The organism is Marinobacter sp. B-12 (genome assembly GCF_056857915.1).
Genome location: NZ_JBSXOB010000057.1, coordinates 130644 through 142890, shown reverse-complemented (window position 1 = coordinate 142890; position 12247 = coordinate 130644). Strand labels below are relative to the sequence as shown.

Annotated in this window: 9 protein-coding genes; 3 read left to right on the top strand and 6 right to left on the bottom strand. The window is 55.8% G+C overall.

Features of this window, described 5'->3' with window-relative positions:
* Positions 1-45 precede the first annotated feature (45 nt).
* Together AC13D2_RS12230 and AC13D2_RS12225 are read left to right on the top strand one after the other, a co-directional pair.
* Positions 46-972: a glucosaminidase domain-containing protein gene (locus AC13D2_RS12230; RefSeq protein ID WP_482938666.1), complete on the top strand. Its 927-nt coding sequence runs from the start codon at positions 46-48 to the stop codon at positions 970-972.
* A gap of 49 nt (positions 973-1021) precedes the next feature.
* Positions 1022-1927 (top strand): acyltransferase, encoded by a 906-nt coding sequence (locus AC13D2_RS12225; protein WP_482938665.1) that lies wholly within the window; start codon positions 1022-1024, stop codon positions 1925-1927.
* Positions 1928-1935: 8 nt separating this feature from the next.
* Here AC13D2_RS12225 and AC13D2_RS12220 read toward each other — a convergent pair whose 3' ends face one another.
* From AC13D2_RS12220 to zapE, 5 genes are all read right to left on the bottom strand, one after another.
* The gene (locus tag AC13D2_RS12220; RefSeq protein ID WP_482938664.1) at positions 1936-4632 is read right to left on the bottom strand and encodes a LuxR C-terminal-related transcriptional regulator; all 2697 of its coding nucleotides are present in this window, start codon (positions 4630-4632) and stop codon (positions 1936-1938) included.
* A 291-nt stretch (positions 4633-4923) separates the two neighbouring features.
* Positions 4924-6285 (bottom strand): DUF1329 domain-containing protein, encoded by a 1362-nt coding sequence (locus tag AC13D2_RS12215; protein WP_482938663.1) that lies wholly within the window; start codon positions 6283-6285, stop codon positions 4924-4926.
* 33 nt (positions 6286-6318) lie between these two features.
* The gene (locus AC13D2_RS12210) at positions 6319-8220 is read right to left on the bottom strand and encodes a DUF1302 domain-containing protein (RefSeq protein WP_482938662.1); all 1902 of its coding nucleotides are present in this window, start codon (positions 8218-8220) and stop codon (positions 6319-6321) included.
* A gap of 227 nt (positions 8221-8447) precedes the next feature.
* Positions 8448-9632: a thiolase family protein gene (locus AC13D2_RS12205; RefSeq protein WP_482938661.1), complete on the bottom strand. Its 1185-nt coding sequence runs from the start codon at positions 9630-9632 to the stop codon at positions 8448-8450.
* A gap of 65 nt (positions 9633-9697) precedes the next feature.
* Positions 9698-10795 (bottom strand): cell division protein ZapE, encoded by a 1098-nt coding sequence (zapE, locus tag AC13D2_RS12200; protein ID WP_420391119.1) that lies wholly within the window; start codon positions 10793-10795, stop codon positions 9698-9700.
* A gap of 264 nt (positions 10796-11059) precedes the next feature.
* Here zapE and AC13D2_RS12195 point away from each other — a divergent pair, with 264 nt between their 5' ends.
* Positions 11060-11500 carry a Z-ring associated ZapG family protein gene (locus AC13D2_RS12195; RefSeq protein WP_288074071.1) on the top strand — a complete coding sequence of 147 codons (441 nt, stop codon included), beginning with the start codon at positions 11060-11062 and terminating at the stop codon, positions 11498-11500.
* A 3-nt stretch (positions 11501-11503) separates the two neighbouring features.
* On the opposite strand, the gene AC13D2_RS12190 is transcribed toward AC13D2_RS12195, so the two are convergent.
* Complete coding sequence (locus AC13D2_RS12190) at positions 11504-12247, bottom strand: Nif3-like dinuclear metal center hexameric protein (RefSeq protein WP_288074073.1); 744 nt, start codon at positions 12245-12247, stop codon at positions 11504-11506.

The following is a 12247-nucleotide window of genomic DNA, read 5'->3' as shown; positions in this document are numbered from 1 at the left end:
TAACCTGTTATAATTGCTGTCATATCGATTGTAACGAGAGGTTTTATGTCTTCTGGTATCCGAGCTCTGTGGTTGATAGTTCCGCTGGTGGTTTTTGGTTTGTGGGGCATACTGCACACCCCTGACCCAGACCACGACCGCGACAACGAAGACTCGGATGTCGCCTTGGCCAAACTGCCGTCACTCCCCGGCTGGTCACGAGCTGACTTGCCGGATTTCTCTGCATACCGTGATACCACCGAAAAGAAGGCCGCATTTTTCTCGTTTCTGTACCCACGTATTGTGCTGGCAAACTCCCGCATTCTGATCGAGCGTGATTACCTCGACAGCCTGGCCGGCAAGGACGAGCTCAGTAAATCGGAATTGACCTGGTTGAAAAACCAGGCCGAGCGGCTGAGGGTGGATGAAGAGCCCGCCAGCGAAAGCATGTTCCGGCGCCTGCGGAACCGCCTTGATGTAATCCCGCCTTCACTGGTACTCGCTCAGGCCGCGAACGAATCCGCCTGGGGTACTTCCCGCTTTGCCCGCAGAGGCAACAATCTGTTCGGCCAATGGTGTTTCTCGCAGGGCTGCGGCCTGGTACCACGGGGGCGCGTTGAGGGTGCCAGCCATGAAGTGGCAAGCTTCTCCTCGCCTTATCTGTCTGTGCGCTCTTACATCCAGAACCTGAATCGCCATCCGACCTACCAGCTGCTCAGGGACATTCGCCTGAAAGCTCGTAACCGTGATGATATCGCTAGTGGGTCGAGGCTTGCCGCCGGTTTGCTGGGCTACTCCGAACGTGGCGAAGACTATGTGGAGGAAATTCGCAGCATGATCCGCCACAACAACCTGGATGATTACGATGAGGACTTCCAGGTTATTGTTCAGGAATCCGATTCCCGGAAACTGTCCGAACTGGCTGCGGCGAGCAAAGAAGAGGTGCTCTTGCCCGGTGCCACTACCGATGACGAAACCAGCGGGGAAGGCTAACCCCACCATCACACAACCAAGCTAATTCGTATTCCGGAGACATCGGTCAATGTCCAGGTTCTTGCCCACACCCGTCAAAGGTGTGCTTGCAGTGCTTTGTATTGTTCTTAACACCCTTTGGTTATTCCCGATCCTGATGGTGTTTGCCGTGATCAAGCTATTGATCCCGACCCCTTCGGTTCGCAAAGGTTGCACCAATGTGCTCAACCGCATTGCATGGGTCTGGATTGGCTTCAATAATGTGCTGGCTGACGTGCTTCACAACATCGAATGGGATATCCGCGGCGCTGACGGTCTGAGCCGGGAACACTGGTATTTCGTCACCTGCAACCATCAGAGCTGGGCCGACATTCCGGCTATCCAACACGTATTGAACAGCCGCATCCCGTTACTGAAATTTTTCCTCAAACAGCAGTTAATCTGGGTACCCTTACTGGGTGTGGCCTGGTGGGCGTTGGATTTCCCCTTCATGCAGCGCCACACCAAGGAACAGATTGCCCGCCGACCAGAGTTGAAAGGCAAGGATGTGGAAGCCACCCGGGCTGCTTGTGAGAAGTTCCGCTACACACCTGTGACCATTTTCAACTTCATGGAAGGTACGCGACTCACACCGGCCAAGCATCAGAGCCAGAACTCGCCCCACAAACATCTACTCAGGCCCCGCGCCGGCGGCACGGCCTTCGTGCTGGAAGCCATGGGCGAGTCCCTGCACACCATGCTGGATGTGACCATCGTATATCCGGACGGCAAATCTGGCATTTGGGATTACCTGTGTGGGCGGATCCAACGGATTGTGGTTGATATTCGAGTACGGGAGATTCCCCAGCGGTTTCTGGGCATGGATTACGAAAACAACCGTGAGACAAGGGCAGACTTCCAGCGCTGGGTGAGTCAAATCTGGGAAGAGAAGGACGCCCTTATAGACGAACTGAAGCGTTCACCCCGAGCGCTATAGCGTGTCCGCTATAGCAGCCCCAGTTCGCGGGCCCGAACGATGGCCTGCGTGCGTGACTTCACCTCGAGCTTGGCGTTAATGCGCCGGGCATGGGTTTTCACTGTATGCAGAGATATGTGCAGGCGGTCGGCAATGTCCTGATTAGACAGCCCCTGCGCAATCAGCTCAAGCACCCCCTGCTCCCGATCACTGATGGGCTCGGCCAGAGGCGCCTGCTCCTTCATATCCGTGAGCCCGTACAGCGCGCCCACGGCTTCAACAAACGGCGTGTCCGGCAACTGGGGCCAGGTTTTCTCGAGCAGTTCCTGGAGCTCTCCTCTGAGCTCCGCAAAGGGGCTGATGTAATGCTCCTCTCCGGCCATGGCCATGGTACCAGCCAATATTTTCTGGGCAGCGGCCGGGCCTTTCTGCCGCCAGTTAAGGACACTTTCCAGAAGCCTGGAGTATAAATCCAGACCGAACGGTAATGTCTCGCCGCCGTTGTCTCGAATGTTCCTGACGGTTTCAGCGGCCTTGATGTCATCACCCCGTGCCAGCTCAATTCTCGCCTGCAGGCATTGCAGCATGCCGGGCATCATCGGGAACATCTCCGGGACACAATTCACTTCCCGCCAGGGCTTTAGCCGCTCCATGGCTTGTGCCGCCGAATCCACCTGCCCCAGCGTCAGCCAGCCGCTGATTTTCAGAGACTCGAGCACAGGCACATAGACGGACTCGTCTACCTGCCACGACTGCATGGTGCGCTCGGCGCGTCCAATCCAGGCAAACGCATCGTCCATCCGATTCTGGGTGCGACAGATCAATACGCGTAGCGCCATAGCCAGTAGCAACCCAAGATCCCTGGTCTGCTCCGCATGGCGGATACAGGTCACCAACAGGCGATCGGCTTCTGCTTGTCGTCCCTGATGCCAAAGTACCATCACCAGGTTCAACTGGAGGCGCGTTTCGCCAACACGTGCAGGGCGCGATGACTCGTTCATGGCGGTATCCAGACCGGTGCGCAGCAGTTGCTCTGCGTGTTTCAACGATCCCTTGCCAAGCTCAATCCGCGCGTGAGCATAGACTGCCAGAACTTCCGAACCAGCGTCTCCAGCCTCCCGGGCCAGCCTCGCGGCAATGCGATTAGCTTCCCGAGCGTCGCCAAATTTGCCGGCGGCACATAACGCACTGGAGCGAACCAACTGCGTCACCAATTGGCCCTGCGTGGACAGTTCCTCCGCTTGAAGAGCCCTGTCCGCTACCGACAGGGCCTCATCAACACTGCCCTCGCCACGGAGAATAAAGGCCCTGAGTGCGTCAACCCGGCCAGCAAGTTCGGGACGTTCGCCATTATCAAGATTGTTAATCAGCGTTCTTGCCTGCCTGAACTGACCACCGATGGCATGAACCCAACCGTAGACGATTTTCAGACGAGCGCTTTTCTCCAGCAGCCCCGACGGCAATGACCGGCGGAGTCGAAGCAGTGACGCGGTATCCTGGCCAATCAGTAAGGCTTCAGAGCCTTCAGAGGCTATCCGGACAGATTCCTCAAGACTACCGCTGACCAGCGCATAACGCAGTGCCTCGGGAAACTGATGACGGTCACTAAACCAGCGACTGGCTTTCAGTGCACGCTCCCCTGCCCCGTCGAGGGCAGGTGTCTGTAACCAGTCGTGGAGCAAAGGGTTTAAGCGGAACCAACGCCCACGGCCCGGTAATGGTCGCAGTGGGATACCACTTTCCGACGCTGCCGAGGGCCGAAAGGCGTGGTCACAGCCGGCATCGGCCAATGCCAGAAACAGTTCGTCCGAGACGATCTCCATTTCCGCAATAATTCGAAGCGAACGCTGCTGGCCAGGTGTTAGGTGAATTAGCACGGCATCCCTGAGAAACCGCTCAACACTGAAGGTCTCCTGGATCGGCAATCGGGATTCCGGCGTAGAGTCCAATTCCCTATGATACAGCCCCAAAGGCGTAATCCACCCCTCAGTCAACGAATAAAGGTGCTCCACTGCAACCGTGGTCAGTTGATTACGGTTGACCACGGCGTGAAAGAACTCGAAGGTTTCCAATCGTGTCAGCTCAAGCGAATCAGCACCGATTCTGTGGAATCGACCTTCCAGTTCGAACGTGTGGGTCTCAAATGGCAGCGGCCTTCTGGACACCATAACCAGGGCCAGACCAGAAGGAATGTTTTCAATGAGCTGCTGAAGCAGAGCTATGGCAGCTGGGTTGGCGACCGTGCCTACGTTATCAACCACGAGCACGCTATCGCCATTAGGGGCGTTCCAGTGAGGATCAGACAATAGCAGGGCAAGCGCATCCATATTACTGGAGGCTTTCTGATGTCCAGACTGACGGGAAGTGGCGCCGGGTGGTATCAGCGCAATTTCAAGCAAGGCCAACAGACGCCCGGCATCGTTTTCCTGTCCGGTCAGTCCCAACCACCGGAGGGTGTCAGGGCTACGGGAGGTTTCACGGAACGCCGCACTCAGGGCGTGGGTTTTTCCATAGCCGGACGGTGCCTCCAGCAATAAGGCAGAGCCCGGTGCTATTGCAGCGGTCAGTTTCTCGGTCAACGCCGGCCTTCTGAGGTAATTCGGAACGGGCTCCGGCATCCGTATCCGTTGGCGCAACAAATCCCTGATCAACTCGCCACGATGCGTGCCGCCTAATGTTGACTGGAACTCATCGTTGGCCGCACAGCCATCATCGAATGGTTTCACTCTTTGCCCCGTTGAAAGCCCGGAATCTATGAGCCTGGTGGGCCCTTACTCCGGCAAATGTGATCTCTGCTTTGTTGTTGCTACGGCGCCCTGCATCGGGTACGCCTTTAGTATTAGTAGGGAGAGGTTAAACCAAATCGGGGGTAGGCTGCAAAAATTTGACGGGAAGGTAACGAAACACCGGCAAATTTCCAACATTCGAGGAAATTCAAGGACCTTAATAAAAAAGCGGCGGACCCATTGGGCCCGCCGCTTTCCTGTCAGCCGGGATTACTCCCGGACAGCGATTACTTATCGTGTACCAGCACGACGCAAAGCAGCAGGCGTGTAGTCACGTGACATGCGCTCAACACCAAACTCATACGGGTTGGACTCTTCGTTGGTCAAACCCAGGACCAGATACCGGCCAGACAACAGGTCGTAAAGAGTTTCAATGGCGTACCAGGGCACGATCTGATCGTAGAACTGCATGCTGTGCGCTTCTGCCACACGCCATAGTTCGCCGCGGCCATCGTAGTGATCGATTACCGCTGCCTGCCATGAGTCTTCGTCAATGAAGAAGTCACGCTGGGCGTAGATATGACGCTCACCATCCTTCAGTGTGGCACGAACGTGCCAGACACGGTGCAGTTCATAGCGGGTCAGGTTCTGGTTGATATGGCCAGCCTCAATGATATCGTCATAATCCAGTTCACGGTCGACCAGCTTGTAGGAGTTATACGGGATGTACATTTCCTTCTTACCTACCAGCTCCCAGTTGTAACGATCAGGCGCGCCGTTGAACATATCGAAGTTGTCCGACGTACGCATGCCGTCCGAAGCGGTACCCGGGCCGTCATAAGCAACCTGCGGGGCGCGGCGTACACGCCGCTGACCAGCGTTGTATACCCACGCGCGACGCGGTTCCTCAACCTGGTCGATGGTTTCGTGAACCAGCAGTACGTTACCGGCCAGTCGCGCTGGCGCAGTAATAGCCTGCTTGAAGTAGAACAGAACGTTAGGATCCTGTCCCGCCTCATAGTCCTCCAGATAGGTTTTCCACGTCAGTTCATCCTGGAATTTCACAACGCTGAAGGCACCGTCTTCCGTCGGAGTCACTTGCCCCACGTTGCGCTGGACGGAACCACCGCGATAGCGGGTGATATGATTCCAGATAACTTCCAGGCCGTTCTGCGGAATCGGGAATGGCGTAGCCGTCTGGTAATTACCCAGGCCGTTACCACTCTTGATCAGTTCCACACTCGTGGCATTGTCAACGGTATCCTTCATGACCTGTTCCGGGTATGCGGCGGAACGGTGAGTCTCGTATACCGGCATGACGTAATCGTCATAACGCTTGATCATTGCGACCTGTCCGGGAGACAGATTTTCCGCATACTCGTCAACGTTGCTCTGGTTGATCGTGAACTTCGGCTGTTCATTCGGGAACGGGTTCACGTAGATACCATCGTCTTTGTACCCGGCAGGAGGCGTCGTCAGACCGCCATCCCAGGCTGGAATTGCGCCCCCGTTACCCGCTTTCTCAGCGCCCATTGGCGTAAGCGAGTCACCGAGCTTGGCCGCCTCCTGTGCGGAAACCGCGCCAAAGGCGTTACCCGCAATCAACGTGGCGGACAGGATGCCAGTGGCCAGTAGCTTCTTGTTCAGTTTCATTTAAATTACCTCGTTAAACGAATTCAGGCCGAATCAGAATGAGTAGGAAATGCTCGCACTCACGAAATCACGGTCGGTCAACTCGTTATACGGCTTGCCACCGAAAAAGTTTGTGTAACCGATATTACCGGTTATACGGTTCTGGTAAACCCCTTGCAGCGACAGGCCAATGGCCTTGTTACCTTCGCTAAAGTTACCACCCGGGGATGGTGCATAACCCTGTACATCGTGACTCCAGGCCAACTGCGGAAACAGGTTGATACCGGCAATTGCGTCCAGATAATCCCAGACCAGACGGGTACGATAGCCCCAAGAGAAGGCCGTAGTAAAACCTTCGTTGTTACAGTAGTTGGTATTAATGTTGGCACCGGCCTCACAAAAATCCCCCGTGAAGTTGGAGCCGTCCACCGGCAACGTACCGATACCAAAGGTTCCTGAGCGACCGTAACGGGCTTCATCTTCGTCCGGAAGATCGTGAACGTAGGTGGCACCAAATTCAGTGATCAGGGACAGACGGCTCGCACCCATGACCTGGTCGAAGAACTTGATCAGCGTGAACTGCGCCTGGGAAACGTTGAATCGGTCGTAGCCGTCAACAGGCTTTCCAGCCAGGTTGGCTCCACCGGATTCCTCGAGCCGCTGCTTTTCCAGCTTGCCTAGAATTTCCCCGTTCGGACCACGCTGCTGTAAACCACCAAAGATCAGCTCAAATGCGTTCCACTGCAGCGGAACGTTATCACGGAAACTGTATTCAGCACCCAGAGACCAACCGCCCGGGGTCGTGGTGTTGATACTGATGCCATAGAGATTGATGTTTTCGGGATACTCAATAAAGTAGCTCGGAAACCGGGAGTTCGGTTTGCTCGGGTCATTTTGCTGACTGCCGCTGGGTGAAGACGGGTTGTTCACCAAGCCACTTACATACGGCAGACGGCTGTTGTACTTGATGTAGTAGAAGCCAAGCTCTGAATCGTTCAGGGCTGGCACATACCAGCGAAGCGCGACACCAAACTGGTCTTTGGAATCCGCCTCACGGTCCGCAAGACGAGGAGCGATGAACCCCTGCGCCGCCGCCTGAGAATCAGGCAGCTGACCTGCTAGCAAAACGGGACCACAACCATCAGCAGCGAAGTCGTTTGTGGAAAAGAACGTGCCGCAATCGTCTGGGCGAACCGGTTCCCAGTCAGCTTGCACAAACGCTTCAACAGTCACGTTTTCCGTGATACCCGCCGAGGCGTAGAACATTTCAACAGGCAAAAGCGCATCCTTCAGTTCGGAGCCTGGTGCCCGGAAGGCAGGTACGTTAACCGGGTTAATGGTATTGATGCCGCCCTGAATGAAGGTACTTTCACCCCAGCTCAACACCTGCTTGCCGTAGCGCAGGCTGACCGGGACATTACCAAAATACCAGTCGGAAAATACGTAGGCATCAAGGATTTCGCCGCCGGAGGCGTATTCTTTGGCCTCTTCGTTCAGTTCGCGACGCTGACCTACAGGATCAACCGCTCTGCTCTCATCTTTCAATTCGAAGTCATACCAGTACCGACCACGAACAAAACCACCAACCCGAGTCAGTGTGTCACTGTTTACATCGTAGCTCAGGAACAGTTCGCTGTTGCCTTTGACAATCTTGGAATAGGTATCCCCTTTCTCGAAATTGAGATTACCGTCATCGTAGTTGTTAGTAGAGGCACCGATGTTGGCCAAGGGCTGGCCAGGAGTGTATTCAGGCCCCAGGTTACCCTGGGCAATCAACCGTCGGTCCTGTGACTCGGTACGCCAGCCAATGCCCGCCGACAGCGTGGTGTTGAAAGAGGCTTCCATGTCCCCCACATAAAATGAATAGGCAGCTGCCTGCCCGGATACCCCGGCGGCAACTGCTACGGCCAGCGGCAATTTGGTCCACTGCTGCCATTGATGTGTTTTTCTTGTCATTGGAAGGCTACTCCATTGTTGTTCTGAGTCGCTGCTCTGATTATTGGTGTTCACGATGTTTGGAGGCTTCATGCACAGTGCTCGTGATGTTGGCACTATAGCTAACGCCATCGAACGCTTTGATCAGTCAAAAGTATGATTTTACGATTACGCCCCTCTCTGCGGCAGACTTCCCTCGCACTGAGTCACTATAGTCAACAAATTTGGATGCAACCAGCCGGCACAAATCACAGCATTTCAATGGCCATTGCCGTCGCCTCGCCACCACCGATACACAGCGCTGCAACCCCCTTTTTCTTGCCGTAATGCTTCAGGGAGTGCATCAGCGTCACCAGCAGACGGGAGCCGGTGGAACCGACAGGATGGCCCTGGGCGCAGGCGCCACCATGGACGTTGACCTTTTCCGGGTCCAGGCCCAGTTCGCGGATCGGCATCATCGCTACCATCGCAAACGCTTCGTTGATCTCAAACAGATCCACGTCATCTTTGGTCCAGCCGGTTTTGGCAAACAGGGTCTCGATGGCACCTACCGGCGCACAGGTAAACTCCGACGGATGCTGGGATTGGGTACTATGGGCGACAATCCGTGCCAGCGGCTTGAGACCGCGCTTCTCAGCTTCCGATTCACGCATCAGCACCAGCGCTGAGGCGCCGTCGGATATAGAAGAGGCGTTAGCAGCGGTGACTGTACCGTCCTTGGCGAACGCCGGACGAAGGCTCGGGATCTTTTCGATGTTGGCGTTGTGGGGCTGCTCGTCGTCCTCAACCACAACGTCGCCTTTGCGGGTCTTGACGGTGACCGGGATGATTTCATCCTTCAGAAAACCGTCCTCGATGGCTTTCTTCGCCCGAGTCAGGGAGGTAATCGCGTATTCGTCCATCTCTTCCCGGGTATAGCTTTTCTTGTCCGCCATTTCCTGAGCGAAAGCCCCCATCAGCCGACCGGTTTCCGCGTCTTCAAGGCCGTCCAGGAACATGTGGTCCTGAGGCGCCTGACCAGGCCCCATACGGTAGCCACTGCGAACACCTTGAAGAATATACGGAGCATTCGACATGCTCTCCATACCACCGGCAACCATAATGTCGTTCGTACCGGCCTTGATCACATCATGGGCAAGCATGGCGGCTTTCATACCAGAGCCGCAAAGCTTATTGATCGTAGTAGCACCGGTGCTGTCAGGCAGCCCGGCCTGGCGCATGGCCTGACGGGCCGGCCCTTGTTTGAGACCTGCGGGCAGAACGTTACCCATGATGACTTCCTGCACGTCCGCTGGCTGCAAGCCGGCACGACGAATGGCTTCTGCGATGCTGACGGCGCCCAGTTCCGGCGCGGAAACCGCAGCCAAACTGCCCTGGAATCCGCCCATGGGGGTGCGCACACCGCTGACGATGACGACGTTGTCTGTGCTCATTGCTTGATCTCTCTATCGTTGGGGTAGTTCGTTATCGGATTGGAATTCGTTCAGTCCGACGCCTATCAGGCCTTGTGGGGTGCCTCGAGGTATTCTCTCGACTGCATTTCGAGCAACCGGGACTCCGTGCGCTCAAACTCAAACCCAAGCCGCCCGCCGGCATACAGGTCCGTAATCGAAGCCTCTGCGGAAATGATAACCTTGACGTTGCGATCGTAAAATTCGTCGATCATATTTATGAATCGTCGGGCCTGATCGTCCTTGTCTTTTCCCAACACCGGCACATTGCTGATGATCACAGCGTGGAACTCCCTAGCCAGCTCGATGTAGTCGTTCTGGCTACGAGGGCCGTCGCACAGGGTTTTAAAATCAAACCAGACAACGTCATCCGCATGGCTGAGTGCTGTCAGCTTACGGCCGTTGATATCCAGCTCCAGGCTGTGACTGCCAGCCTCAAGCGCAAGCCCGTCGTAACTTTTCTGAAGGCTTTTGTCGGCATCCTCATCCAGAGGAAAGTGATACAGCTCAGCCTGCTCCAGGGTTCTCAAACGATAATCCACACCGCCATCCACATTTACCACTTCGGTGTGTTTCTTGACCAGCGCGATCGCAGGCAGGAAACGGGCGCGCTGCAAGCCATCCTTGTAAAGTCCGTCAGGCACAATATTAGAGGTACAGACCAGGGTCACACCACGGCTGAACAGACCGTCCATCAATGTTGCCAGTATCATGGCATCGCCGATATCGGAGACAAAAAATTCGTCAAAACAGATCACCCGGGTTTCGTCCGCAAACATCTTCGCGACGATATCCAGGGGGTTTTTCTCGCCCTTCAGACTTTTCAGTTCTTTGTGAACCCGTTGCATAAAACGGTGGAAGTGCACTCGCATCTTGCGATCAAACGGCAGAGCTTCGTAGAACGTATCCATCAGGTAGGTCTTTCCACGACCCACTCCGCCCCAGAAGTACAATCCCTTCACCGGATCTTCTTTGCCCTTCCTGAACTTGAGGCGAAGTTTGACCATCGGTTTGTCACGCTCCCTTTCCGCCGCCACCAGTTTGTCGTAAAGTGACTGCAAACGGCGGACCGCATCTTCCTGGGCCGGGTCTTTGTGAAACTCGGGCCGCTCGAGGTCCTGCTGGTATCGTTCCCATGGGGTCATATGGGTAGTGGTCATACGGATTCGCTTTTGGGGTGTCATTAAGGCGTTTCCCGAAGTATGGTCATTCATAACGGCGGCGTATTGTGGCCGATTTTGGCTTTTTTCGCCACGTTCAACACCCTGAGAAACCGCTGCAACAGCGGGAGCGAGCCAGACATACGACGCAATACGACGATTGGCGCACGAGGCAATCGTGCGTGAATGGGACTTGGGACGGTATACTTTGGGAAAGAATTCCTATTCATCAAAAGGATCACACAGCTTATGACAAACCTGATTCTGGCAGCCATCGCCGCATTGATTGTTGGCATTGTCATCGGAGTACTGGTTGGCCGGTCTGGTCAGGGCTCTACTCTGCGGCAGCGCCGGGCTGAACAGCAGATCGAGGAACTTAGAAACGAGTACACACGCTATCAAGCACAGGTAAATGAGCACTTTATGGAATCTGCGCATCTGCTGCGCCGCTTCAACGACACCTACCGGGACGTAAATCAGCACATGGCCCGGGGCGCCAACCGACTGTGCAACGATGAAGACTGGCTGTTGGAGCTTGAGAAAGAGAACGCCAAGGCGCGCCTGGAAGGTGCCGCCGCCAGCAAGGACGATGCAGAGCCACCCCGGGATTACGCCCCGAAGAGCGATCCCCAGGAGAAAGGCACCCTCGCCGAAGACTTTGGTCTGGCCGAAAAACAGCAGAAAGCCTGACGCTCACACCGGATTATCGCAGTCGATAAACCGGTGGCTTACCCCAAATGTTTGCTCCACGGCCCGACCCAGGGCCTGAACACCATACCGCTCAGTGGCATGGTGGCCAGCCGCGTAGTAATGAATACCGCATTCGCGGGCAGTATGGGTGGTGGGTTCTGAAATCTCACCACTGATGTAGGCATCCAGTCCCGCGTTCAAGGCGCTGTCAATGAACCCCTGAGCTGCGCCGGTACACCAGCCAACCCTGGCAATCTCTGCGGAGCCGTCCCCAACCCAAAGCGGAGCACGATCCAGACGCTCCCCGATCAGATCCGCGAACGCCTGGGGGCCCATAGGCACGCCCAGTTCACCTTGCCACACAAGCCCGCCCAGCGGCCGGGGATTGAGAATGCCCAACACGTCGGCCAACTGCCGGTTGTTGCCATACTCGGGGTGATCGTCCAACGGCAGGTGGTAGGCAACCAGATTGATATCGTGGTCCAGCAGGCGCTTGATCCTGTCCCGCTTCATGCCGCGGATGGCCTGATCCTCACCTTTCCAGAAATACCCATGATGCACCAGGATCATGTCGGCATCGGCTTCGATCGCCGCATCCACGAGCGCCCGGGACGCCGTGACACCACTTATTACGGTTCTAACCTCTTCGGCGCCCTCGACCTGCAGACCGTTAGGGCAATAGTCTTTGAAGTCTTCCGGGGCCAGCCAGTCATTCAGTGTGCGGAGTATCTCATTGCGTGAAGCCAT